The organism is Actinomadura sp. 7K507, from assembly GCF_004348425.1.
In the GTDB taxonomy this organism is placed as follows: domain Bacteria; phylum Actinomycetota; class Actinomycetes; order Streptosporangiales; family Streptosporangiaceae; genus Spirillospora.
The window spans coordinates 1-24870 of record NZ_SMKK01000097.1; the positions used below are offsets into that span (position 1 = coordinate 1).

Sequence of the window (24870 nt, forward strand, 5' to 3'; positions counted from 1 at the left end):
TGGTGCTTGCGGGCCTGCCGGGACGGTGAGGGCGGCCGGCAGGTCGGGGGCGGGTCGGTGGTCGGCGGGGTTAGCGGCCTTTTCCAGGGCCGCTTGGGCCGCTGTGTGGTCGGTGGCGGCCGGGACGGTGAGCAGGTCGATGCGGCGGCCGTCGGCGTATATCGCGGTGAGTAGGCCGGCGGGGAGGTTGTCGAACCAGCTCAGCCGGACCTCCCGGGTGTCGTCGGGACCATCGATGAGCAGTCGGCGCGGGTGGCTGTCCCAATCGTCCGCGCGTAGCAGGACGTGGCTGATCGGCCGGTGGCCGTCGGGTGGGCCGTGGGCCCGCAAGGCCAGCAGCAACCCGGGCAGTTCGGTGACCGGGTCGGCCGAGCGGGGCCACCAGCCGCCGTCCAGGAGTGCGCGGCCCCGGACCGGACCGGGTCGGCCGGACGGGTCGCAGCGCCGCAGGGTCAGCCGGGGCGCCTTGTGCGGCGTCAGGCCGATGGCCGTGCTTGGCTCAGCGGCGGTTCGCATGGGCCTTTCCTCTCTCCAGGGGCCGCCACGCGGGTTCCCGGGTGGCTTGTCGATCAGTACCGTCCGGACGGGTGTCCCTGCGGGGCGACGCGGCGGAGCCCGCCGCCGCACGGTGCGATCTCAGCAGGGCCGACCCGGTTCATTCGCTAAGCCGATCTGGCTGCGATCATTCGGCGCCCAGTCGGTTGCGCACGGCTCGGAATCGGCGTGATCAATCCTCCTGTTCGGGTTGAGCCGGTGTGTGACGGGTCACCCTCAAGGGCGAGAATGTCGTATTTGCCGGATATCTTTAATCCTATCCTCGACTCCCGATATCGGAAAATATCTGGAGTAATATCCGGGTATGTTTTTGAAATTTCGTTCCTCACCCGCCGGTTTGAGGGATTTGGTGGCGGCGAGTTGAGGTTCGGCTCCGTTGGTACTGAATCTGCGCCACCAGGGCCGACCTGGGGTTCCTCGGCGGGGGGAAGGCCGTGTCGACCGGGGTGGCTCATGAGGTGGGTGGGCATGTTGATCGTGGTCCCGCAGTTGCAGGCGGCGGTCCGGGCTCACGCCCGGGGACTCCCGTGAACGGGTCGGCGAGCGCCCCCGATTTGTGGTGATCGACATTGGGGGCGCGGACCGAAAAATGGCACCCTGGTGGCTGGGGTAGCGATTATTCCTTGGCCGCTACATTCGTTGCGCCAGCCGCCACGTTTGGGTCGCTACCGGCCGCCTGTGCAGGAAATGCTGGTCGATGGGGGGTTTGTGATGGCTGGGCAGGACGTGGCACTTGAGCATTTGCTGGCGGCGGTGGAGCAGGCGCCGCCGGTCGAATCGTCGGCGGTGATCGGCCGTATTCTGGCCGAGCAGCTCGGCGCGTCGGACGTGTGCTTCATGCTGACCGACTTCGCCGGCGACTCGGTGTGGCGGCTGCCCGCCGAAGCCCGGTTCGGCGAGGGTAAGAACGACCGGGAGGAGTTGAGCGGCAGCCTGTACGACCAGGTGATCAGTTCCCAGCAGGTCCGCGTGACCGATTCACCCGGACCATCGGGCGGGTTCGACCCCGGGTACCGGGTAGTGGCGCCGGTGACCAACCGCGGCGACGCGATCGGCGTGCTGGAGCTGACGATGCGGGAGCGGCCCGGTGACCGGCAACTGCGGCATGTCGCGCAGGCCGCGCATGCCATGGCCTACATCGTGGTGGCCAACCGCCGCTTCACCGACCTGTACGAATGGGGACGGCGCAGTATGCCGGTGTCGCTGGCCGCCGAGATCCAGCACAATCTGCTGCCGGACGCGTTGTCGTGCGAGGCCGTCCAGGCCACCATCGCCGGGAACCTGGAGCCGTCCGGTGACATCGCCGGCGACACCTTCGACTACAGCCTGGACGAGCGCAGCCTGCACATCTCCATCACCGACGCCATGGGCCACGACGTGCCCGCCGCGATGCTGGCCACACTGCTGGTCGGTGCCCTGCGCAACGCCCGCCGCGCCCGCGCCGACCTGGCCGCACAAGCCCGGGCGGCCGACCGGGCCGTGACCGACTTCGGGCAGGATGCCACCGCCACCGGCCAGCTGCTGCGCATCGACCTGACCACCGGCCGGGCCCTGTTCGTCAACGCCGGCCATCCCTGGCCGCTGCGACTGCGCGACGGGCGGGTGACCGTGATCGAACCCGGCATCGACCCGCCCTTCGGCGCGCCCAACCCCCACGGCCACCGGGTGCAGGACTTCGACCTGGCCCCCGGCGACCGGGTGGTGCTGCTCACCGACGGCATGAGCGAACGCAACACCAACGCCCTGGACCTGCCCGCCCTCATCGCGGACGGCTCCGGACTCCATCCCCGCGAAGCGGTCCGATCCATGACCCACGCTCTGAACAGGGTTACCGGCGGCGACCTCCTCGACGACGCCACCGTCATCTGCCTGGACTGGCACGGCCCCGGCCCCGGCCCCGGTCCCGGCTCCGGCCAGCACACCCCATGAACCCCGCCGGGGCCGCCCACGGCCCTGTCGCCTGCCGGTGGCGGTTTCATCCGACTTTTCGAGATTCCCCGAACGGTTGGTGATGGACTCTGTACGGTGCGTTGAGGGGGCGGTGGAGACAGGGAGTCGAGGGATGGACGCGAAGGGTCCATTAGCCACTGAGACGCGATCACAACGCGCTGCCGCCAGCGCGCTGGCGGCAGCACTGCAGGAGCGCGGCCTGGCCGCGACGGTGCGGCGGCAGGGGGTGGTCGGCGCGTTCAACCCGGAGGGCGCCTCAGGCGTCGGCGGCGGTGCCGGTGACTGTGCGGGTGACGAGTGCCGGCAGGGGTTCGGTCCTGGGCTGCGGCAGGAGGTTCGGTGCGCCGAGCGGCCGGGCGGCGCGCTGTGGTGGTTCTGGGTGTGGTGGGACGGGCCCGCAGGATCCGGGCCCGATCTGGAACCGCTGTGCCCCGCCGGTGAGATCCAAACGGCTGCGGAGCGCATCGCGGCCGTCCTGGCGGTGTCCCCGAGCTAGCCAGCGCAGCCCGTGGTGCAACGCGTGCCTGGTGCAGGGACACGAAAAGGCCCCCGGCCGGGGTCGCGGCCTTGAGCGTCTAGCCGTTGGCCCGGGCCCGGGGCAGTAGGAGGGGGCGAGGCGGTCGTGTCCGCCGTGACGGTGGCGCGACCGCCTCGCTGGGCCGCGACGACTCCCAACCCGATCGATCGGCGATCGATCGGGCAGGACGGCACGATGGTGGTCACGATACCCGTGGGAATGGGTACAGCAGGTCGTTCAGGCGCCTGCCGGGTGGGACCGTGCGGCCCCGTGACCCTGGTGCGGAGTTCAACGTGGCGGCAGCGTGTCGACGCGGCGAATCGGGATGCCCAGTGCCCGCAGGGCACCGCGCAGGGCACCGCGCAGTTCGCCGCGTTCAGCCGCGGTGACCTGTGCGTGCCTCATGTACAGGGCCCTGACCAGCTGATCGATCGCCTTTCCCACTGTCCGCCGGCGGCCGCGCCGGTGATGCGCCGCAGCACCGCTGGGCAGTCGATCCTGGACGCGGCCGGGCAGGTGCCGCATCGTAGCCGCCGGTTTGCGCTGCTCTTCCCGCGGCATCCGTGGCGGGAGGCGGCCACCCGGATATCAGAACACCGGCCGGTGGGAGGACTGGTCAGACCGAGTAACCGCAGGTTCTGCTCCATCCCCCAAAGGCGTCCCCTTCCCAGCGCTCCTGTACCCGAATCGAGCTGGCCAACGCGATCTTCGAGTACCTGGAGGTCTTCCACAACCGTCGACGTCGTCACAGCGTGCTCGGGATGCTCAGCCCCATCGAATACGAAAGACTCCACTCACCCCAACTGCTTGCCTGAGGTTCCGGTATCCCGACCCCATGAAACTCGGGGTACATCAGTGACTCACGAAACCGGTGCAGTTCATGCGCTCGCCGACACAGGCCGTGTCTTGGTCTGACCTCCCTGGGCGGTCCCGCGCCCGGGGAGCCGAAGCCCAGCAGCCGCTGTACACGGCGTCGGCGTAGCCATTGGCGCCGTCCCGGCAGACGGCCTCGACGCCGGGGTGCTCGCGCAGCCACGCTGCCAGGGTGCTGGACCTGCGGTCGGGCAGGACAACGACACGGTGGCGTTTCTCGGCGTTGATCAGCACGGTTGCGCAAAAGTGGGAGCGTCGCAAGGCGAGGTCGTCCACGCCCAGCCATTGCCTCCGCCGATCATCGAACCGACCAGATCGCCCACCTGAACGCCCGTGGGGGAGCGGCGATGACCGTCTCTTGGCTGGAGGTCCAGGGCGGCGGCACCACCCGGCTCAAGGTCGGCGTATCCGGCGACTGCAGGGGCTGGTCAGTCGGATTTGATCAGTGTGACCAGGCCGTCGATCAGTTCGTCTCCCGCGGCGACGCAGGGGTCGAGTCGTTCGATGAGGTTGCGGCGGTTGCGGATGTCGGGTGCGGCGATCCGGGTGTCCAGCACGTGGATGCTGGAGCTCAGCTCGTTCAGTCGGTCGAAGAGGATCTCCTCGGACCGGTCGATCAGCTCGATCCCGGCCTGGTCGGCTGCCGCGAGGAACGAGTCCCTTGTCTGCTCCGCTGCCTCGTCCAGATGGTCGATCCATTCCTGGCGTGTGAGGTCCAGTGAGGTGACCTTGCCTGCGCGGACCCGGAATCCCGCATAGGCGACCGCTGCGCTGGCCGCCACCCCCATGGACGCCCATAGCGCCGGACCCGACAGCACTCCCGCCGCCACGCCCGCGGCCGAAGCGGCGCTCGATCCGGTGCCGACCAGCGCGGTGAGTCTGTGGATCACGCTCTGCGTGCTGGTGCGGCGCTCGCGTGGCTTCGCCGTGATCAGCTGATCGAGGTCGATGCCGATCGCGGTCCCCAGGCCGTCCACGCGGTCGGTGGCCTGCAGCGCGCCGCGCAGAGCGATCAGGACGTCCTTGGTGAACGCGTCGCGTTCGCTTCCCCAGCGGGTGTCGGCGCCCTCCTGGCTGCCGAGCCAATCGTGAATCGCTTGGGTCTTGAGCACCTCGAGGCGGTTTTCCTGCCGTGCCTTGCGGGGGTCCATGGTCTTGATCCGCGCGTCCATGGCGCTGTGCAGTTGCGGTGCGAGTTGCCGGAAACCGCGTTCGATGATGCGCAGCCGCCGCTCCAGGTTCTTCTCGAGCTGGTTGCGGACCGTATCGACCGCCTCTTTGAGGTCGTCGTATCGGCGCTCCATGTGTTCGCGCTCGGTGGCCAACTCCTCGACCGGTATCCGCTCGGCATCCAGCATGGTGCGCAGCCGCCGGAGCTGAGGCTCGATCACCGAGTGCGCCTGGCCGGCGACGGCGGCGATGTGCCGCTTGCCCGCTCCGGCTTCGATCATGTCGCTGATCGAGTTCCGCAGCTCGTCCATCCGGCTCTCGGCGATGCAGTCCGCCGCCGCCTCGTCGTTACCTGCTGCCGCCAAGGCGCGTCCGCGCGCCTCCAGCGCGGGGGAGACGGGGACGAATCCGGCGCCGATGAACGCCTTGTCCGGCTCGCCGTCCGGGAGCGGGAAGTTCTCCCGCAGGTAGGCGTTGTTCTGCTTCAGCGTGTCCTGCCATTCCGGCATGTCGTCCAGATCCAGGTCCATGGCCTTGTCGATGGCCGTGAGCACCCAGATCACCGGTTTCCCCCAATGCGTGTGGTGCCCGTGCAAGAAACGGATCAGGTCGAGTTCGTTCTCGGTGAGCGTCTTGGTGGCGTTGGCGACATAGACGAAGCAGTCGGTCTCGGCCATCGCGTCCCGCACGACCTTGTCGTGCGTCTTGATCGGCGAGCCGTATCCGGGCAGGTCGTACAACTTGGCGGGCAGGCGGTAATCCGACAGGAGTATCTCGATCTCGGCGACCTGCCGGATCATATGGTCCGGCCGCACCCGCGCCTCTATCCTTTCCGGATCCTGCATCGCGTAGGCGGCCACCACGAGCGGACCGAGGGAACTCCCGATGTCCGTCCAGTCCTGGTCTCCGGAGAAGCGCGCCCGCAGAAGGCCGCGCCCGCCGGCGTCCTGTCCCGTGCCGGTCTCCACCGGGAGCACGGTGGCCGGGCAAGCGGTCGTGGGTTTGGTCGCCGACGGCAGCAGGCCAATGTACTTGTCCGCCTTGCGGGCCGCGGTCGGGACCTGCATGTACTCCAGCACGCCCTGCAGCCCGCTGATGAGGAAGCTCTTGCCCGAAGAGAAGCCCCCGAGCAACCCCACGTTGATCAGCGACGACGCCGACCGCATCCGCATGGCCACGAGATCCTCGCGGTCCCGCGCCAGTTGCCGTGTGAGATCGTCGTCCTCGGCGTCCGCCGTGAGCTCCACCAGCCACTTCTCCGAACGTTCCAGCAACCGCTGCAGCTCACCGCGGAGCAACGCCACCTCACTCATAGTGAAAGTTGTACCGTCCCCACCGTCCCCAGAAGCCGCCGCTGAGCCGCCTTGGCCATCTGTGGCCGCAGCCGGGGAGCAGCGAGGCCGGCCTCCCCGTGCCCGTTGATCGCTTGGAGCCCGCTGCACGAGGAGGAACCCGGCGAGGGTTGGTCACCATGGACGCCCTGCAGACGAACATGTTCCTACTGCGGCGGACCACCGACGGGGGCGGCTGGTGCACGTGCTCGTCTATTCCCGCCGTGGTGGTGGCCCAAGTGCGAAAGCGAGAATGAGGTCAAGGTGTGGACGGCCCCCAGCAGCGCGGCCAGCTCGCTCACCTTCGTCCAGCTCGTCGCCGAGGCCGGAGTCAACGCTAGGTCCTCACCCACAGCACACCGATTTAAGACGACTTCCAATGCCGAGCCCAGGAGGCTGGCAAGCTCCCCCGCCTTCCAGCACCCGCAAGGCCAGATCACCGACTGGTGTCTGTCTCCCCGGGGAACCATGGTGCTGGCTATGTCCCCACGGTTGACGCGTGCTGCGGTGTGGATCCGTCTGCTGCGGTCCCCAGACACTTGGGCGCAGACCGGGGTCGACGTGCGTCGTGGGCGGTTCTCTTCGGGCTCGTCACGGGCATGAGCGCCTTGTGCAGCGGGTGGCCGGTTACGCCTTCTTGATGGCCGACCGGGATCCGCTGGTTCGGCTCGACATGGCGGCACAGAGCCCGCCGCCGGGCCGGACGACGCTGTCGTGGCCGGGCAGGACGTTAGGCGCCCCTACCAGGACGTTGGGCACTACCAGCACCGTTCCGCTGGATTCGACGCTGGAAATGGCAGCCGAACCGATGAAGGAGGCGCATCATGCGAGCTGTGGTGTATCACGGCCCCGGGAACAAGGTGTGGGAAGAGGTGCCCAAGCCTGAGATCGTCGAGGACGGCGACGCGGTCGTCCGGGTCGATGCTGTGACGATCTGCGGGACGGACCTGCACATCCTCAAGGGGGACGTCCCGGCCGTGACCGATGGGCGGATTCTCGGCCACGAGGCCGTCGGGACGATCGAGTCGGTCGGTCCGGCGGTGCGGGCGGTCAAGCCCGGCGACCAGGTGCTGGTGTCGTGCATCACCGCGTGCGGGACGTGCCGGTTCTGCCGCGAGGGCCGCTACGGGCAGTGCCTGGGCGGCGGAGGCTGGATCCTCGGCCACAAGATCGACGGGACGCAGGCCGAGTACGTGCGGGTGCCGTTCGCCGACACCTCGGTGTATCCGGTGCCCGACGGGGTGCCGGTGCAGGACGTGCTGATGCTGGCCGACATCCTGCCGACCGGCTATGAGGTGGGGGTGCTCAACGGCTCCGTCCGCCCTGGTGATGTCGTCGCGGTCGTGGGCGCGGGCCCGATCGGGCTGGCGGCGATCATGGGGGCGCGGCTGTTCAGCCCGAGCCACATCATCGCGATCGACCTGGCCGACAGCCGGCTGGAGGCGGCGAAGCAGTTCGGCGCCGACATCACTGTCAACAACTCCCGGCAGGACCCGCTGACCGTCGTCCGTGACCTCACCGGAGGGTTGGGCGCGGACGTGAGTGTCGAGGCGGTCGGCGTGCCCGAGGCCTTCGAGCTGACCGTGGCGCTGGCCCGGCCGGGCGGCCACATCGCCAACATCGGCGTGCACGGCGCCCCGGCCGCGCTGCACCTGGAAGAGCAGTGGATCCGCGACATCACCATCACCACCGGGCTGGTGGACACCTTCTCCACCCCGACGCTGCTCCGCCTGGTCTCCGGCCGCCAGCTCGACGCCGGACGGTTCATCACCCACCACTTCACGTTGGACGAGTTCCCCAAGGCCTACGACGTGTTCGCTGACGCCGCGCAGACCGGCGCGCTGAAGGTCGTCCTGACGCGCTGACTCCGGACTTGAAGCCGCGGCCATCTTCGCGATGGCCGCGGCTCGCCTGTTTCCGCGCACAGGATCGCGAGCGGGGGCTGCTGGACGGGGGTGCGAAGAGATCGGTGACGGTCGTCCCCGCAGGGCGGGACCTTTGGCCGCGGAACGGCGGCTACCCGCGGCCTAGCGTCGAAGGCGAAAGCGACCCAAAGGGACGGCTAAGGAGGACTGACCGATGTCGGCTCCGATCGTGGTGGGAATCGATGGTTCCGCGCATGCCTGGCGAGCATTGGACTGGGCGGCGGACCGTGCCGTTCGCCGGCGTCTGCCGTTGCTGCTGGTGCACGGTTCACGTGCCCTGGCCGACGACGGTCCGATTCCGCCGGACGCGTTGCGCCGGCTGGTCGCCGAACGCGAGGACCTGCTCGCCGAGGCCCGGCAGTACGCGCTCAAGCTCCACCCGGATCTCGAAATCCGGACGCGGCTGGTGCCGGTGGACCCGGGCCGGGCGCTGGTGGAGGAAAGCGAGCATGCCGACCTGGTGGCGGTGGGATCGCGCGGGCTCGGCGGGTTCGAAGGCCTGCTGTTCGGGTCCGTCGGCCTGCACACCGCCGCGCACGCCCGTTGCCCGGTGCTGGTGGTGTCGCGGTCTGCCCCCTATCCGGCCGACGCGCCGACGGAGATCGTGGTCGGTGTCGAGGGCCGCCCCGGTGAGGACGCCGTCGTGGAATGGGCCTTCGCGGAGGCCGCCGCGCGGGACGCCAGGGTCCTGGCCCTGCACGCCGTGGGCGGGGAGTTCGGCTCGCCGCGCCGGCGCGTGATCGAGGACATGGAACTGTCGGAGGCCCTGGCCGGGATGCGTGAGCGGTATCCGGACGTCCGGATCGACCAACTGGTCTCGGAGCGGACACCGTCCCGGGCACTGGTGGAGGCTTCGCAGAACGCCGCGATGGTCGTGGTCGGCGCCCGCCAGAGGCGAGGGCCGGTCGGGATGGCGCTGGGCCGGGTCAACCATGCGGTGCTGCACCACGCCCACTCACCGGTCGCGATCGTCCCCACCGGGGACTGATGCCACCCCAAGCTCCGCGCGATACCCCGCGCCGGAGTATGAGCAGAGGAGTTGACCATGTCCCATCCGATCATTGTCGGGGCCGATGGCTCGGTTCCGTCCGAAGTCGCCGCGGCTTGGGCTGCCGAGGACGCGGCCCGGCACGGACGGGATCTGGAGATCGTCCACGTGGTGGAGCGATGGCCGTTCGATGTCCCGCTGACGCTCGCGCCGGGGGAAGCGGGCTCGCTGTCGCGTGTGGGCAGTGAGGTCTTGGCGGGCGCCGAGCGTATCGCGCGCGGCCGCCGGCCCGAAGTACCGGTGAGCGCGGAACTGGTGTCCGGACGCACCGTCCGTGCCCTGACCGACCGTTCCGAGAGGGCGTTCGAACTGGTGGTCGGGCACCGTGGCCTGGGCGGTTTCGCGGGGCTCGTGCTGGGATCGGTCGGGCTGGGCGTCGTCCGGCACGCCGCTTGCCCGGTCGTGGTGGTCCGCGGTGAATCGGCGGCCGAGCCCGCCGGTGAACGCGGCGAGATCGCCGTGGGAGTCGGCCTGGGTGATGACTCCGCGGCCCTGGAGTACGCGTTCCGGGCCGCCGACGCGCGTCACGCCCGGCTCCGCGTGGTGCATGCCTGGCCGTTCCCCGAGGCGCTGGACGGGCCCGGGGCGGGAGCCGACCTGCAGCGCATCGAGGAGCGGGCCCGCTGGCGTGTCATCGAGGCGCACGCTCCTTTGCGCAAGCGCTTCCCCGGTGTGGAGGTCGCGGAGGACATCGTCCAGGACAACCCCGCCGCCGCGCTTGTGGCCGTGTCCCGCGACGTCGACCTGGTGATCGCGGGCTCGCATGCCCGTGAGGGCCTGACCGTCCCGCGCGCCCGTGCGGTGACGCACGCGCTGATCCACCACGCGCACTGCCCCGTCGCGATTGTCCCTGACCGACCTGACGCCTGAGCAGGGGACGGTGCACGAACGAGGCCCGGACGAACATCCGGGCCTCGTTCTCGTGCTTCTCTCCTGGCTTGCGGGCGCGGTCGGTCACACTCGCCGGCCGCCATCGTTGTCAGGCGGCGGTCTGCTCGGCCCCGGCCGCCCGATGGATACGCCGACCCGTCAGCCGCTCGCAGGATATGCGGACGAACCGCGTGTCCGCCGCGGCCGTCCAAGGGCGCAGCGCCGTCCGGACACGCTCGCCCGGGTCGCGGACGACCCGGGCGCGTCCGACAACGGTGACCGACCACACCGTGGCGCCGCCGGTCTCGAAGCCGTCGGTCTCGAACGCCACGATCGCGCCGCGGACGGCGGTGACCAGCGTGGAGCCGGACGGTGTGCAGACGACCACGTCCTCGCCGTCCAGCACGAAACCTACGGGCAGTACCGCCGGCAGTGCCTGCTCGGTGAAGACGATCCTGCCGATCGGCGCCGTGCCCATCAGTTCGTGGCATTCGGCTCGCGTGAGGCTCTTCGCTCCGACCCCGATCTCTTCCATGACTCCATGCTCCGCCCTGGCCGACGCCGGCCGCAGTGGCCAAGGTCACCGGAGTAGAAGGCCATCGGTCCCGCCTCGCTGCGAGGAATGGACCGCTCGAAGTATGGATCGCTCAGCCGCTACTTCTCGACGGTGATGCGCTTGGCCTCGGCTTTGGTGGCCTTCCATCAGTCGGTTCCGCGGTCCTTGTAGCGCTACGTCAGCCTGCTGCGGGCTCCGTCCGGCCGTGCTGGAGGGAGCTCTCCCAGGACGTGCCGGGCTGGATCTCGGTCTCCTCGGCTCGGTAGGACACGCGGATGGGGGAGGCGGCGCCGGGATGGAGCGTCACGCGGATCAGGTCCTGCCGGCACGTCAGGTCGATGCCCCAGTGGCCCTGGTAGCGGAGTCCGAGGCGGAGCTCGCCGAGCGCGGTGGGCAGCCGCGGCTCCAACTGGAGGGTGCGGCCGCGGGTGCTGACTCCGGCGTGGCAGCGCTGGACGAGGTCGACGGTGCCGGCCATGGCGCCCAGGTGGACGCCTTCGGCGGTGGTGCCGTGCTGGGCGTCGGTGATGTCGCTGAACAGTGACTCCAGGAAGAGGTTCCAGGCGGTGTCTCCGTCGGTGCGGGCCAAGATCCAGGCGTGCACGAGCGAACTGAGCGTGGATCCGTCGCAGGTGCGTGGCAGGTAGTAGCCGATGGTCCGGGCCGCCAGGGCAGGTCCGTGCTCGTAGCCGAGTTGCCGCAGGACGTCGTCGAGCTCGCCAGGGGCCAGCACATAGAACAGCATCAGCACATCGGCCTGTTTGGATGCCTTGTAGCGGTTGGGGGAGTCGCCTTCGGCTTCGAGGATGCGGTCCAGCCTGCGGATGTCGCCGTAGCGCTCGCGGTAGCGGGCCCAGTCGAGTTCTTCCAGGTCGGCGTAGCCGTCGAACTGGCTGATCACGCCGTCGTGGAACGGGACGTGCATTTTGCGGGCGACGTCCTCGAAACGGGTGATCTCCTGGCGGGTCAGCGTGAGCCGCTCACGCAACTCCGTGCGGCGGTCCTCGGGCAGCGCGGCGAGCGCGTCGAGCGCCCGGCGCAGCACCCAGACGGTGAGGACGTTGGTGTAGGCGTTGTTGTCCAGGCCCGGTTCGTCCCGTCCGGGATAGGCGTCGTGGTACTCGTCGGGCCCCATGACGCCGTGGATCTCATACCGGTCGGTGGAGCGGTCGTAGCCGGCCAGGTCAGCGAAGAACCGGGCGACCTCCAGCATGATCTCGGTGCCGTGCTCGGCAAGGAACTCGATGTCTCCGGTCGCCTCGTAATAACGCCAGACGTTGAGGGCGATGGTGAGCCCGACGTGCCGCTGCAGATGCGAGTGGTCGGGCAGCCATCGCCCCGAGCGCGGGTTGAGGTGGACGCGCTGGGTCTCTTCGCGTCCGTCGGCGGCGCTCTGCCACGGGTACATCGCGCCGCGACGGCCGACCGCCGCCGCCGCGCGGCGGGCTGCGGGCAGGCGCCGCCACCGGTACATCAGCAGCGCGCGGGCGATCTGCGGGAACCGCATGGTCAGGAACGGCAGGATGAACAGCTCGTCCCAGAACACGTGACCGCGGTATGCCTCGCCGTGCAGGCCGCGGGCGGGGACGCCCGCGTCCAGGTCCACGCTGTGCTCCGACACCGTCTGCAGCAGGTGGAAGATGTGCAGGTTGAGGACGCGCTGCACCTCGGCGTGGTCGACGCTGAGCTGGCAGCGCCGCCACAGCCGGGACCACGCCGATGTGTGCCGTTCCAGGAGAGCGTCAAAGCCGCCGGCGTCCGCGACGGCGGCCAGTGCGGCCTGGCCGCATTCCTCGACGGCGTGGTCGCGTGAGGTGAACACCGCGGCGACCTTCTCGATCGTGACCGGTACTCCTTCGCGAACGTCCAGCGTCAGGTCATGGCCCGTCCAGCCGTGCTCACTGCGGCGGGTCGCCGCGGTCTGGGCCGATACCCGGGTGCGGGCCGCCACCGCGATCCCGATCTTCGATGAGTTCGTCCGGGTGCGCAGCAGGAGAAGCTCCGGATCATCCGGCTGAGCGGTTTTCGTGTGCCTCAGGTGCGCCTCCGGCAGCCCTCGGTACCGCGCGACACCTGCATTGACGACACGTCCGTCCAGCGCCGACACGATCTGTGCGGTGCCGCTCCAATCCTCTGCCACAACGGTGGTCTCCAGGGCGGCCAGATGCGGATCGTGCATGGACACGATGCGGCGCTGGGCGACCCGTGAGGTCCGTCCCCGTGAATCGCGCACGCGCACGAGCCGGGTCACGACGCCGCGCCGCACATCCAGTTCCTGCCGGTAGGACAGCAGCCGGCCATCCGCCTGCGCCTGGTCGAGATCCAGCCACTCGCCGCCGGCGGCGCGGAAGGCCAAAGGCAGCCAGTTCGGCATGTTGACCAGGTCGGCGTTGTCGATGTCCCGTCCAGCCACCTCCGCCGCAAGCCGGTCATAGCACCCCGCGATGTACGTCCCCGGGTAGTGGGTGCCACCGGCGGACGACTCCGGGGCGGCTCCCCGGGTGGCGAAGTACCCGTTCCCGAGGGTGCACAGCGCTTCCCGCAGCCGCTCGGTGCCGGGGTCATAGTCGTCATAGGACAGGATCCACCGGTCCATGGTGTCCCCTCACGCTGTCGTCTAAGGCCGTCCGCAGAGCATTCCCGGCTTCCTCACGTTCCCACCGCCTCGCCGCGCCCGGCAGTACCGGACGGCACGGCCAGTCGGGACCTTCGACCCCTGCACGGCAGCCCGTGGCCTGCGGAAACTGGAAGCGAAACCTGCGTTCCCGGAAGGGGGAGACCGGATGGTTGCGCTGACACGGGTCCAGCGGCCGAACATCCTGCTGGGCTACGACGGAACCGAAGAGAACGCCCCGGCGCTGCGCTGGGCGGTCGAGGAGGCCCGGCTCCGCGGCCTCGACCTGGAGATCTGCTACTGCTGGCACTGGCCTTATCCGCGAGGACATGTGGACTCCGATGTCCAGGCGGTCATTCAGCGGGCGGGTGAGAACATCCTGCGCGAAGGCGCCCGCCGGGCCCGCGACCTGGGGGCGAGCGGGGAGGTGTGCACGCTGCTCAGGCGCGAGCCCGTTTCCGAGACACTCGTCCACGAGTCCGACGACGCGGAGCTGATCGTGGTCGGCTCGCACGAGCGGCATCGCCTGCCCGCCGGGTCGACGGCGGTGCAACTGCCCGCGCGCACTCATCGCCCGGTGATCGCCGTCCGCGGCATCGCCGAGCCGCGTCGGCTCGTCGTGGCCGGTGTCGACGGATCGGCGGCCGCGGACGCGGCGCTCGGCTTCGCCATCGAGGAAGCCGCCCTGCGCGACAGCGATCTGCGCGTGGTCTACGGAGCCTGGGAGCCGGGCGCGGTGCCCGAGGCCGAGCTTGCCCTGTTCACCGACAAGGACAGGCTGTTCCGCACGCGTGCCGGCATGCTGGACGAGGCCGTCCACCCATGGAAGCGCCGATACCCGCACGTCCGCGTCCAGATATCGCTGCAGCTGGAACGTCCCCGGGAAGTCCTGCTGGACGCGGCCTCGGGCGCCGACCTCCTCGTCGTGGGCGACCGCGGTGCCGGGGGCCTGGATCCGCTCCTGCTGGGGGCGACCAGCTCGGCGATGCTGCACCATGCCCCCTGCACGGTCGCGATCGTCCCGCCGACTCGTCCCGCCGCGCAGTGGGCGGCCTGAGGAGCAGCCACCGCCGGACCTGCGGTGGAGAGCGGCCCGGGTTCAGTCGGGGCCCATGCTGCTCCGGCCAGGGTGTGCCGGACTTGTGCTCGGCAGCACGGGTTCGATGCGGTAGAGGGACGGCATGCCCATGCTGCGCGGCACGCTGTCGTGCTCCGCACCGGCGAGCGCGGAGATCAGGTCCCGCGCGGTGATCAGGCCGATGAGGGCGCCGTACTCGGTCGTCACCGGGACGTAGTCCGCGCCGGCCTCCAACATGGCGCGTGCCACGTCGGGAATGGCGGCCGACGGCCGCACCGCCGTGGGCGGCCGGTGCGTCAAGAGCGCGGTCACGGGCCGGCGGGCGTCGCGGGGGGTGGCGGCGTTCCAGGTCGAGGCGAGGGTCTGCGCGTCGACAACGCCGAGGAACCCGCCCTCGTCATCGGTGACCGGCAGATGGTGCACCTCAGCCTTGCACATCAGCTCCCACGCCATCAGGACCGACTCCGACGCGGCGATGGTGAGCAGGTCCCTGGTCATCACATCGGCGGCGGTGCGCTGCTCCAGCAGCGGATACATGCTCATTGCTGCTCCTATGGCTCGTTCCACCTCCAGGTTCTCCTCCGGGCCCGCCAGACGTCAGAGACCAACGTCCCGTCCATGGGCAGCCGAAGGGCACGTCAGCGGGCGCGCTGGGCGAGCTTGAGAAGCTCCACCGCCGCGTACGACAGGACGGCGATCACCGCGATGCGCATCCAGGCGGCGGCATCCAGGGGCGCTGAATGGAACACCTCGTTCATTCCCGGCACGTAGGTGTATGCGGCCTGGAGCGCGATGAGGCCGAGGGCACTGACGGCGACCCACGGATTGCGGCGGACGCCTTTAAGGAGCAACGGGCGGTCCAGGGACAGGCAGTTGAACAGGTAGGTCAGCAGCGTCAGCGCGAACACGTTGACGACGATGGTCTGCGCGACCTCGGGCGACGCGCCGTGCGACCGTTCCCAGGACTGGAGGCCGAACGCGCCGGCGAGCAGGATCGCCGACACCAGCAGGATCCGGGCGGTCAGCGCGCGGGAGATCAAGGGGAGCGAGGGGTCGCGCGGCGGGCGGGTCATGATGTGCTCGTCCTTGGGTTCGACGGCGAACGGCAGGCCGAGGACGAGCACCGCGGTCATGTTCAGCCAGAGGACTTGCAGCGGCAGGATCGGCAGGTCGGTCCCGGCGAGGATCGCGGCTACCAGTACCAGGCCGAGGCCCACGTTGGCCGGCAGTGCCCAGACGATGAATTTGACCAGGTTGTCGAAGACGCCGCGTCCCTCTTCGACCGCCCGCTCGATGGAGGCGAAGTCGTCGCCCGTCAGCACCATGTCGGCCGACTCCTTGGCGGCGTCGGTGCCGGCGCGTCCCATGGCGACGCCGATATCGGCTTGTTTCAAGGCGGGGGCGTCGTTGACACCGTCGCCGGTCATGGCGATCACGTGCCCGGCGCCCTGGAGCATCCGGACCAGGTGGAGTTTCTGCTCCGGTGAGACGCGGGCGAACACGGCGGTGTCGCGGACGCGTTCGGGGGAGACGTCGGCGGTGAGTTCGGCGCCGGTCATGACCTGGCCGTCCAGCCCGACGCGGGCGCCGATGGCGCGGGCGGTGGCGGCGTGGTCGCCAGTGATCATCTTGACCTGGACACCGGCGTCGTGGCAGGTCCGGACCGACTGGGCGGCTTCGGGCCGGGGAGGATCCAGCATGGCCTGGAGGCCGAGGAACCTCAGCCGGGGCAACGCGTCCAGGCCAGGCGCGTCGTTGCTCCCGCGGGCGAAGGCCAGCACGCGCAGCGCCTGCGCCCCGTAGTCCTCGGCGCGGTCGTGAACTGCGGAGGCGTCGAGCGGGGCCGGGCCGTCGGGCCCGGCGGCGTCGTCGCACAGCTCCAGGATCCGCTCGACCGGGCCCTTGACGTAGACGGTGCCGTCGTCGTGCAGGGTCGCCATGAAGCGGCGTTCGGAGCTGAACGGCAGTGCCGTGGCGCGGGGCGGGACGTGGTCCAGCCCGGCTTTGGCGGCGCTGGTGAGCAGGGCGCCCTCGGTGGGATCACCGGTGATCGTCCACTCCTCGCCCTGGTGCACGAGCCGCGCGTCGTTGCAGCCCAGGCCCGCCAGCAGCGTCTCCCGAAGAACAGGGTGCCCGGCGAGATCGACCGGGCGGCCGTTCTGGAGGATCTCCCCAGCGGGGGCGTAGCCGGTACCGGTGAGCGTGTAGTCGAGTCCGCCCGCGGTGAGGGCGGTCACGGTCATCTGGTTCTGGGTGAGGGTGCCGGTCTTGTCGGTGCAGATCACCGTGGTGCTGCCGAGGGTCTCCACGGCGGGCAGGTGCCGGACGATCGCGCCGCGCCGCACCATCCGGGCCACGCCGAGCGCCAGCGTGATCGTCACGATGGCGGGCAGGCCCTCGGGGATCGCGCCGACCGCGAGCGCGACCGCGGCGGTCAGCATCTCCGCCGCGCCACGGCCGCGCAGCACGCCGATGGCGAAGGTCAGCGCGGCCAGCGCCAGGATCGCCACCGTCACGATCTTGCTGAACTGGGTGATCTTGCGGGTGAGCGGTGTCTGCACCGAGGCGGTGGTGTGCATCAGGCGGTGGATGCCGCCCAGCTCGGTGTCCGCGCCGGTGGCCACCACCAGGCCCGCGGCGCGTCCGGTGGTGACCAGCGTGCCGGAGAAGGCCAACGCGGTGCGGTCGGCGAGCGCGACCTCGGGCAGTGCCGCCGGGTCCTTGGCGACCGGCAGCGACTCCCCGGTCAGCGCCGACTCGTCCACCGCCAGCTCGTCGGTGCGCAACAGCCGCAGATCGGCGGGGACCTTGTCGCCGGCGTCCAGTTCGACCAGGTCGCCGCGGACCAGATCGTCCGCCGTCACCCGCCGCGGGGCGCCGTCCCGCACCACCGTCGCCGACGTCCGCGCCAGCGCGGCCAACGCGGTGAGCGCCTTCTCCGCGCGGGACTCCTGGATGAACCCGACCACGGCGTTCACGATCACCACGCCGAGAATCACCACGGCGTCCACGTGCTCGCCGAGCAGCGCCGTCACGGCCACCGCCACCAGCAGCACGTAGATCAGCGGGCTGTTGAACTGCAGCAGGAACCGCGTCACCGGTCCGCGCCCGCGCGCGGCGGGCAGCGCGTTGGGTCCGTCCCGTTCCAGCCGGGCCCGCGCCTCACCGGACGCCAGGCCGCGGGACGCGTCGCCGCCGAGGTCGCGTACGACGTCCTCGGCGGGTCTGCGGTAGGGCGCCAGGGCCGCGGTCATCGCAACTTGGCCAGCCGCTCGTCGTACTCCACGGTGTCGATCTCGCCTCTGGCATACCGCTCGGCGAGGATCCCGCGGGCGTGCTCCAGCCCCGTCACGCGGGGACCGGACGCCTCGGCGCGGCGAGTCGCGGCCGCACGGACGATCAGCCAGGCCGCCCCGCCGATGACGGCCGCCCACAGCAGCATCATCGCCGCGCCCCACAGCCACATCCAACCGGACCAGGCGCCGTTCCCCATGTGCCCCCAGCCGTCGCCGGGAGCGGCGATCATAAGGGCGTAACCGGTATTCATCGCCCCACCTCCTGACGCCCTCCACCCTGCGATCCGGCGCGCCCCGCCGACAGGGCCGAAGGTCCCCCGCATCGGCGGACCCATGCCCCTGACCCGCGTGTCATTGCCGGACGAACTTGGAACGTGGAGGTGGGCAGTCATGGACGAAGGGCACGTGCTGGTCGGCTTCGACGGTTCCCCTGCCGCGGAACGGGCGCTCCACTGGGCGGCCGCCGAAGCGTCCGTGCGCAGGTTGCCCCTGCACATCTGCCATGCGTGGAACTGGCCATATCCGCAGCGCCCCGAAGACCGCGATGCGATGGGGATCGTCCACGGCATGGGGGCCTTGACCTTGGACGACGGCGTCCGGCTCGCGCGGGAAGCCGTCCCGGGCCTGGACGTGCGGCCGGTGCTGCTGAAAGGCGCACCGTCCGGAGCCCTGCTCACAGCGGCGGTGGACGCGGCGCTGATCGTGGTCGGCGCCCGCGGGGGCGGCGGCTTCGACCGGCTACCGCTTGGCTCCACCGCAGTGAACGTCCCGGCGCACGCCAATCGTCCAGTGGTCGTCGTGCCCGCCCGCCAACGCGCCGGCGTCGCGAGACGGATCGTCGTCGGGGTCGACGGCTCACCGGCCAGCGAGGCCGCATTGCGGTTCGCCCTCCGGGAGGCAAGGCTGCAGGACGCCTCGGTGACGCTGGTCTGCGCGTGGTGGGACCCCGCCGTGCTGCCCGGCCCGGACCGCCTGCCGTTCACCGACCCGCAGGCCATCAAGGAGCAGGCCAGAGCACGGTTCACCAGCACCGTCGGACCGTGCCTGGTCGACTATCCCGACATCACCGTCCAGGACAGGTTCGTCTCGGAACGCGCCCAGCGCGCCCTGGCCGACAGCGCCCGGGACGCGATGCTCCTCGTCGTCGGGGACCGCGGGATCGGATCCTCCCCCGCGACCCTGCTCGGAGCCGTCACCCGCGCGGTCCTGCACGAGGTGCAGAACCCGGTCGCGGTCGTTCATGAGCGCGACCCATATCTGAAGGAGTCGTCATGATCCGAGTGCTGGTGGCCTACGCCTCCGAGCGCGGAGGAACCGCCGAGATCGCCGACTGGGTCGGCGCCGGGCTGCGCCAAGCGGGCGTAGACGCCGACGTGCGTCCCGCCGGTCAGGTCACGACCCTGGACGGATACGACGCCGCCATCGTCGGCGGCGCCCTGTACGCCGGACGCTGGCACCGGGAGGCGCGCCACTTCGTCCGCCGCCACGCGGACACGCTGACGCACCGGCAGGTGTGGCTGTTCAGCAGCGGCCCCCTCGACCGCACCGCCGAAGAGCGGGACATCGCACCCGCACCGGGCGTCGCCAAAGTCGCGCGCAGGATCGGCGCCGAAGGACACGCCACCTTCGGCGGACGCCTGACCCCCGACGCCCGGGGATTCATGGCCTCGAAGATCGCCAAGCGGATGAGCGGCGACTACCGGGACCGCGCCCAGGTCACCGAATGGGCGGCAGGTATCGGTCGCGAACTGCGGAAGGTCGCCGTGTGAACACGGTCATCGGGGAGCCGCCTGTGGCCGTCGTCCGCCGGCGTCCATGAGGGTCGGCATCTGGAGGGTCGGCATCTGCTGGGCCGGAGCGGCTTGCGGGTCCGGTCGGCCGAACTTACTCCCGCCTGCCCTTGGCGTCGGACGTGTTGGCTTTGAGCTGGGCGGCGAGGGCGGCGGCCTGGGTGCGGCGGCTCATGCCGAGCTTGGCGAAGATGTTGGAGATGTAGTTCTTGACCGTCTTCTCGGCCAGGAACAGGCGTTCGCCGATCTGCCGGTTGGTCAGGCCCTCGCCGATCAGCTCCAGGATGTGGCGTTCCTGCTCGGTGAGGCCCTGGAGGGGGTCCTTCTTCTCCTGACGGGTGCGGATCCGATCCAGCATGCGGGCCGTGCTGCGCGGGTCGAGCAGGGATTGGCCGGTGGCGACGGTTCGGACGGCGCCCACCAGGTCGGAGCCATGGATCTGCTTGAGGACGTAGCCCGCCGCACCGGCCATCACGGCCTCGAAGAGGGCGTCGTCGTCGTCGAACGAGGTGAGCATCAGGCAGGCGAGCTCGGGCATCCGCGAGCGGAGCTCGCGGCAGACGGTGACGCCGTCGCCGTCCGGGAGACGCACGTCCAGAACGGCCACGTCAGGGCGGGCCGCGGGAACCCGCGCGAGCGCTTCGGCCGCGGTGCCGGCCTCGCCGACGATCTCCAGGTCGTCCTCGGCGGACAGCAGCGCGGCCACGCCCCGCCGCACCACCTCGTGATCGTCCAGCAGGAAGATCCGGATGGTTCGTGCGCTCTGTCGGGCTTGCTCGGTCATGGCAGATCGTTCCTCGGCTCGACGGTGACGTAACCGACGTTACCCACCGGCCGATAGCGGGCACAGTGCCGAACGTCCCGGCTAACGTCGTCCACCGATCTTCGAGGACGTCATGGTTAAAGGAAACTTCAGCACAACCTCCTCTCCAAAACTTCTGCCAGGAGAACGAGCCGTGGTTCTCAGGTCTGACATCCCGCCTCGAACTCGGCAATACTGATCCTGTGGCTGAAGAGTCTGGTATCGGTGCAGACCGGGCGCGGCTGATGTTGCCGCAGTTGCAGCTCGACGAGCTCCTGACGGAGCTGCAGACCCGGCTGGAGGCCGCACGGGCCACGCGCGACCGCGTGCACGCGCTGCTGGAGGCCGTGGTCTCCATCGGCAGTGATCTGGAGCTGGAGACGGTGCTGCGGCGCATCATCGAGGCCGCCACGACCCTGGTCGACGCACGGTACGGGGCCCTGGGCGTGATCAGTGACGAGGGGGAGCGGCTCGTCCAGTTCATCACGGTGGGTGTGAGCGATGAGGAGATCGAAGCGATCGGGCACTGGCCGCACGGCCACGGCATTCTCGGGCTGCTGATCCGCGAGCCGCGCCCGATCCGGCTGCCGGACCTGGGCGAGCACCCCGACTCCTACGGGTTCCCGCCGAACCACCCGCCGATGCGCGGGTTCCTCGGGGTACCGATCCGGGTGCGGGACGAGGTGTTCGGCAACCTGTACCTGACCGAGAAGGCGGGCGGCGGCGAGTTCGAGGACGAGGACGAGATCGTGGTGATCGCGCTGGCCACCGCGGCCGGGGTCGCGATCGAGAACGCCCGTCTGTATCAGGAGACGCGACGGCGGGAGCGCTGGCTGGAGGCGTCACAGGAGATCTCCACGGCTCTGCTGTCGGGCACCGACCCTCACGAGGTGACCATGCTCGTTGCGCAGCGTGCTCGCGAGGTCGCCGACGCCGACCTGTCGACGGTGGCGCTGGTCGAGGAAGGAGCCCCGGAGTTCGTGGTGGAGGCCGCCTATGGCGAGGGCGCCGAGCGCCTGAGAGGCATGCGGGTGCCGCTCGATCACTCGGTCGCCGGCCCCGTGTTCACCGAAGGCGCCCCCCTGCGGCTGGCCGACGGCAGCGAGGCCGCCCGCGAGGCGAATGTGCCGACGCAGGTTCCGGTCGGGCCGTTGCTCGTGGTGCCGCTCGGGGTGGGGGACTCGGCGCACGGGGTCATCTCGGTGATCAACTCGCCCGGCGGCGCGGCCTTCTCCGAGGGGACGCAGCGGTTGCTGGAGGCGTTCGCCGGGCAGGCGGCGGTGGCGCTGGAACTGGCGGAGCGGCGCCGGGACGCCGAACGCCTGACGCTGCTGGAAGATCGTGACCGGATCGCCAAGGACCTGCACGACACGGTGATCCAGCGGCTGTTCGCCACGGCGATGACGCTGATGGCGACGCTCAAGCTTGTCCAGCGCAAGGAAGTGGCCGTCCGGGTGCAGCGGGCGGTGGACGACCTGGACGACACCGTGCGGCAGATCCGCTCGACGATCTTCGCCCTCCAGGGGCCCGACGACACCGAGTCGCTGCGCAGCCGCGTGCACGCGCTGATCGACGCGGCGACCGAGAATCTCGGGTTCGCGCCCTCCGTCCGGCTGGACGGGCTGTTGGACACCGCCGTCGACGACGACATCGGCGAGCATCTGCTGGCCGTCGTCCGGGAGGCGCTGTCCAACGTAGCTCGCCATGCCCACGCCACCGAGGCCATCGTGGTCATCGGCGTCGGTGACGAACTTGTCCTGCGCGTCGAGGACGACGGCGTCGGCATCCCCGCAGGCGGTCGCCGCAGCGGGCTGCGCAACCTCGCGGAGCGGGCCGAAAGCCTGGGTGGATCATGCGCCACGCACTCACGCGAGGACGGCGGAACGGTACTGGTCTGGCAGGTCCCGCTCAAGAACGGCTGACCTGGGCACGGGGCCGACCCGACAACTGCCGAATGCTTCCACGCGTATCCCGTAGTCGGTAACGCCGCCGCATACATCGTTCCCGCCCCGAATCACCGGGCTCAGGGGACTTTGGTCCCGCCGAGCGTGCCCCTAACGGTCCTACAGCACCGAACCGCCGGACGGTTCACTCAGAGGTGAGGGAAATCAGCGATGTGATGGGAAGGCGAGAGGCAATGGCAGTCTCCGAGCACAAGACCCGCAAAGGGCGCAGCACTCTGATCCAGGTGGTGACACCCAAGCCGATGACCGAGTCGCCCGCGGCGCGGTACGTGTGGGCGGCGGCCCGGCTGGCGCTGGGCTGGGTGTTCGCGTGGGCGTTCCTCGACAAGCTGTTCGGCTGGGGCTACGCGACCCCCGCGGACAAGGCGTGGATCGACGGCAACAGCCCCACCGAGGGATTCCTGGCCAACAGCCCCAAGGGCCCGTTCGCGGACTTCTACACCGGCATCGCCGGAGCGGCCTGGGCCGACTGGCTGTTCATGATCGGCCTCGCGGGCATCGGTGCCGCGCTCATCCTGGGCATCGGGATGCGGATCGCCGCCGCGGCCGGCGCGCTGCTCCTGGTGATGATGTGGACGGCCGTCCTGCCCCCCGAGAACAACCCCTTCATGGACGACCACCTGATCTACGCGATCCTCCTCGTCGGACTGGCGCTGGTCAGCGCCGGCGACACCCTGGGCCTCGGCCGCTGGTGGAGCAACACCCGCCTGGCCAAGCGCCTCCCCTTCCTGAAGTAACTGACCCGACCGAATGGGACGCCCACCCACCGTGGTGGGCGTCCCTTTCATCGTTCCACCGCTTGCGTGAGCTACGTGTGTCGTCGGGATGTGCGGCCGGTGGGAGTGAAGCGGGCCAGGAGCGGGCCGACCATGGCGAGGATGATGACGTAGCCGGCGATCAGTGGGGCGAGGCGTGTGTCGCTGTCTGAGGCCAGCCCTATGATGACGATAGAGAATTCCCCACGGGCGATCAGCGCAATTCCGGCGCGGTTTCGGCCTCGGCGGGCGACGCCGTCCTGGGACGCCGCGAAATGGCCGGTGGCGATCTTGGTCAGGGCGGTGACACAGGCCAGGGCAAGCGCGGCGGGCAGCATCGGGAGCAGGGAGCCTGGGCTGACGGACAGGCCGATGGCCACGAAGAAGATCGCCGCGAACAGGTCGCGCAGCGGCTCCAGCACGGCGCGGGCGCGGTCGGCGTGCTCGCCGGTAAGGGTGAGCCCGACTAGAAAGGCGCCCACCGCTGCCGAGGTGTGCACGGATTCCGCCAGCGCGGCCACCACGAGTGTGATCCCCAGGATCCGGAGCAGCAGCAGTTCGGAGTCGGCGTGTGCCAGGGTCCGTCCCATGTGGTGGCCCCATTTGTAGGTGGAGGCGAACGCGGTGGCCAGCGCGGCGACGGCCACGGCGACCCCGAGCAGCGCCTGCCACCGGGTTCCGCCGGAGGCCAGGACGGCCAGGACCGGCAGGTAGGCCGCCATCGCGAAGTCCTCGAGCACCAGCACCGCCAGGACCGACGGGGTCTCCCTGTTGCCGAGCCGTCCCAGATCTCCCAGCAGTCGGGCCACGATGCCCGAGGAGGAGACGTACGTGGCGCCCGCCAGCGCGAGGATCCCGACGCCGTCCAGCCCGAGCAGCCAGCCGGCGACCGCGCCCGGCACCGCGTTGAGCACGGCGTCCACCCCGGCGGACGGCACGTGCCGCCGCAGGCTGGCCGTGAACTCCGGCAGGGAGAACTCCAGGCCCAGCGCGAGCAGCAGCAGGACCACGCCTATCGCCGCCCCGGCCTCCACGAACTCCTCAGCCGCCGGGACAGGAGCGACCCCGCCGTCGCCCAGGACCAGCCCGCCCAGTAGGTACAGCGGCACCGGGGACAGGCCCCAGCGGCGTGCGAGCGATCCGAGCACGCTCAGCGCCGCCAGGATCAAGCCCAGTTCGAGCAGGAACGCGACCGAGATGTGCAAATTGTCAGCCCGCGAAGACGCGCTCGACCGCGGTGAGGCCCTCGGCCGTGCCGATGACCACGAGCACGTCCCCGGCCAGCAGCCGCTCCTGCGGCCCCGGTGAAGCGATCACCATCTCGCCCCGGACGACCGCCACGATCGAGGCACCGGTCAGCGTCCGCGCCCGGCTGTCGCCGAGCAGACGGCCCGCGAAGCGACTCGCGTCCCCGATCGCCACCTGCCCGGCCACCAGCCCGGGCACCTCGCGGGTCAGATCGGCGAACCGCTCGGCGATCCGGGGCGCGCCCAGAATCTGCGCGAGGGCCTCGGCCTCCTCCCCGGTCAGGCGGAACACCGGACGCGCCTCGTCCGGGTCGTCCTCGTCCTCATAGACGACCACGTCGAAACCGCCCGACCGGCGCGCGACCACACCGATCCGCTCACCGCTCCGGCTGGTGAAGTCATACCGCAGCCCCACCCCCGGCAGGAGGACCTCGTTCATATCCATCAACCCATCATGCCGTGGGCCGGAAAGGAGGCACGGGTCGCCGCGGCCGGGATGACCAGGCCCTCACCGATGCTGGTCGGCAGG

General features: G+C 70.3%; 20 protein-coding genes and 2 pseudogenes. 11 read left to right on the forward strand and 11 right to left on the reverse strand.

All coding sequences use genetic code 11. From position 1 onward, the window contains the following. Positions 1-516, reverse strand: a 516-nt coding sequence (locus E1285_RS22155) for a DUF5994 family protein (protein WP_132155041.1), incomplete at its 3' end; no start/stop codon positions are given. A 750-nt stretch (positions 517-1266) separates the two neighbouring features. Here E1285_RS22155 and E1285_RS22160 point away from each other — a divergent pair. The 3 genes and pseudogenes from E1285_RS22160 to E1285_RS47490 form a co-directional block, all read left to right on the forward strand. Beyond that, positions 1267-2484 carry a PP2C family protein-serine/threonine phosphatase gene (locus E1285_RS22160; RefSeq protein ID WP_132155043.1) on the forward strand — a complete coding sequence of 406 codons (1218 nt, stop codon included), beginning with the start codon at positions 1267-1269 and terminating at the stop codon, positions 2482-2484. A 133-nt stretch (positions 2485-2617) separates the two neighbouring features. After that, on the forward strand, positions 2618-3001 hold the full coding sequence (locus tag E1285_RS22165) for a hypothetical protein (protein ID WP_132155045.1): 384 nt from the start codon (positions 2618-2620) through the stop codon (positions 2999-3001). Between the two features lie 701 nt (positions 3002-3702). Then, positions 3703-3837 (forward strand): annotated as a pseudogene (locus E1285_RS47490) (IS3 family transposase); the annotation flags it as partial. A gap of 151 nt (positions 3838-3988) precedes the next feature. Here the strand turns inward: E1285_RS47490 and E1285_RS47495 are convergent. Continuing rightward, a pseudogene (locus E1285_RS47495) lies at positions 3989-4183 on the reverse strand (transposase); the annotation flags it as partial. A 140-nt stretch (positions 4184-4323) separates the two neighbouring features. Continuing rightward, positions 4324-6378 carry a hypothetical protein gene (locus tag E1285_RS22180; protein ID WP_132155047.1) on the reverse strand — a complete coding sequence of 685 codons (2055 nt, stop codon included), beginning with the start codon at positions 6376-6378 and terminating at the stop codon, positions 4324-4326. An 842-nt stretch (positions 6379-7220) separates the two neighbouring features. Between E1285_RS22180 and E1285_RS22185 the strand changes: the two genes are divergently transcribed. The 3 genes from E1285_RS22185 to E1285_RS22195 all read left to right on the forward strand — a co-directional run bounded on the left by E1285_RS22185 (position 7221) and on the right by E1285_RS22195 (position 10239). Beyond that, positions 7221-8261 (forward strand): zinc-dependent alcohol dehydrogenase family protein, encoded by a 1041-nt coding sequence (locus tag E1285_RS22185; RefSeq protein ID WP_132155049.1) that lies wholly within the window; start codon positions 7221-7223, stop codon positions 8259-8261. A gap of 214 nt (positions 8262-8475) precedes the next feature. Continuing rightward, positions 8476-9309 carry a universal stress protein gene (locus E1285_RS22190; RefSeq protein WP_132155051.1) on the forward strand — a complete coding sequence of 278 codons (834 nt, stop codon included), beginning with the start codon at positions 8476-8478 and terminating at the stop codon, positions 9307-9309. Positions 9310-9366: 57 nt separating this feature from the next. Then, positions 9367-10239 carry a universal stress protein gene (locus E1285_RS22195; RefSeq protein ID WP_132155053.1) on the forward strand — a complete coding sequence of 291 codons (873 nt, stop codon included), beginning with the start codon at positions 9367-9369 and terminating at the stop codon, positions 10237-10239. Positions 10240-10348: 109 nt separating this feature from the next. On the opposite strand, the gene E1285_RS22200 is transcribed toward E1285_RS22195, so the two are convergent. Then, positions 10349-10774 carry a pyridoxamine 5'-phosphate oxidase family protein gene (locus E1285_RS22200; protein ID WP_132155055.1) on the reverse strand — a complete coding sequence of 142 codons (426 nt, stop codon included), beginning with the start codon at positions 10772-10774 and terminating at the stop codon, positions 10349-10351. A 199-nt stretch (positions 10775-10973) separates the two neighbouring features. Next, positions 10974-13391, reverse strand: coding sequence for a glycosyl hydrolase family 65 protein (locus tag E1285_RS22205; RefSeq protein ID WP_132155057.1), 2418 nt, complete (start codon positions 13389-13391; stop codon positions 10974-10976). Positions 13392-13578: 187 nt separating this feature from the next. Here E1285_RS22205 and E1285_RS22210 point away from each other — a divergent pair, with 187 nt between their 5' ends. After that, positions 13579-14466, forward strand: a complete 888-nt coding sequence (locus E1285_RS22210; protein ID WP_132155059.1) for a universal stress protein — start codon at positions 13579-13581, stop codon at positions 14464-14466. Between the two features lie 42 nt (positions 14467-14508). On the opposite strand, the gene E1285_RS22215 is transcribed toward E1285_RS22210, so the two are convergent. The 3 genes from E1285_RS22215 to E1285_RS22225 form a co-directional block, all read right to left on the reverse strand. Beyond that, positions 14509-15030: a CBS domain-containing protein gene (locus tag E1285_RS22215; protein WP_132155061.1), complete on the reverse strand. Its 522-nt coding sequence runs from the start codon at positions 15028-15030 to the stop codon at positions 14509-14511. Positions 15031-15125: 95 nt separating this feature from the next. After that, positions 15126-17741, reverse strand: coding sequence for an HAD-IC family P-type ATPase (locus E1285_RS22220; protein ID WP_132155063.1), 2616 nt, complete (start codon positions 17739-17741; stop codon positions 15126-15128). After that, on the reverse strand, positions 17738-18034 hold the full coding sequence (locus E1285_RS22225) for an SHOCT domain-containing protein (RefSeq protein WP_132155065.1): 297 nt from the start codon (positions 18032-18034) through the stop codon (positions 17738-17740). The genes E1285_RS22220 and E1285_RS22225 overlap by 4 nt, the downstream gene beginning before the upstream one ends. A 139-nt stretch (positions 18035-18173) precedes the next feature. On the opposite strand from E1285_RS22225, the gene E1285_RS22230 reads away from it, so the two are divergent. Together E1285_RS22230 and E1285_RS22235 are read left to right on the forward strand one after the other, a co-directional pair. Beyond that, the gene (locus E1285_RS22230) at positions 18174-19058 is read left to right on the forward strand and encodes a universal stress protein (protein WP_132155067.1); all 885 of its coding nucleotides are present in this window, start codon (positions 18174-18176) and stop codon (positions 19056-19058) included. Continuing rightward, complete coding sequence (locus E1285_RS22235) at positions 19055-19552, forward strand: flavodoxin domain-containing protein (protein ID WP_132155070.1); 498 nt, start codon at positions 19055-19057, stop codon at positions 19550-19552. The genes E1285_RS22230 and E1285_RS22235 overlap by 4 nt, the downstream gene beginning before the upstream one ends. 115 nt (positions 19553-19667) lie before the next feature. Here E1285_RS22235 and E1285_RS22240 read toward each other — a convergent pair whose 3' ends face one another. Beyond that, entirely contained in the window at positions 19668-20357 is a 690-nt protein-coding gene (locus E1285_RS22240) for a response regulator transcription factor (RefSeq protein ID WP_132155072.1), read from the reverse strand. Between the two features lie 263 nt (positions 20358-20620). On the opposite strand from E1285_RS22240, the gene E1285_RS22245 reads away from it, so the two are divergent. Together E1285_RS22245 and E1285_RS22250 are read left to right on the forward strand one after the other, a co-directional pair. Then, positions 20621-22297 carry a GAF domain-containing sensor histidine kinase gene (locus E1285_RS22245; protein ID WP_207946738.1) on the forward strand — a complete coding sequence of 559 codons (1677 nt, stop codon included), beginning with the start codon at positions 20621-20623 and terminating at the stop codon, positions 22295-22297. Between the two features lie 284 nt (positions 22298-22581). Further along, complete coding sequence (locus tag E1285_RS22250; RefSeq protein WP_243722969.1) at positions 22582-23076, forward strand: DoxX family membrane protein; 495 nt, start codon at positions 22582-22584, stop codon at positions 23074-23076. Between the two features lie 71 nt (positions 23077-23147). On the opposite strand, the gene E1285_RS22255 is transcribed toward E1285_RS22250, so the two are convergent. Both E1285_RS22255 and E1285_RS22260 read right to left on the reverse strand, forming a co-directional pair. Next, a complete protein-coding gene (locus E1285_RS22255) occupies positions 23148-24299 on the reverse strand; it encodes a cation:proton antiporter (RefSeq protein WP_132155078.1) in 1152 nt (383 codons plus the stop codon). Between the two features lie 4 nt (positions 24300-24303). Then, the gene (locus tag E1285_RS22260; RefSeq protein WP_132155080.1) at positions 24304-24786 is read right to left on the reverse strand and encodes a cation:proton antiporter regulatory subunit; all 483 of its coding nucleotides are present in this window, start codon (positions 24784-24786) and stop codon (positions 24304-24306) included. Positions 24787-24870 lie beyond the last annotated feature (84 nt).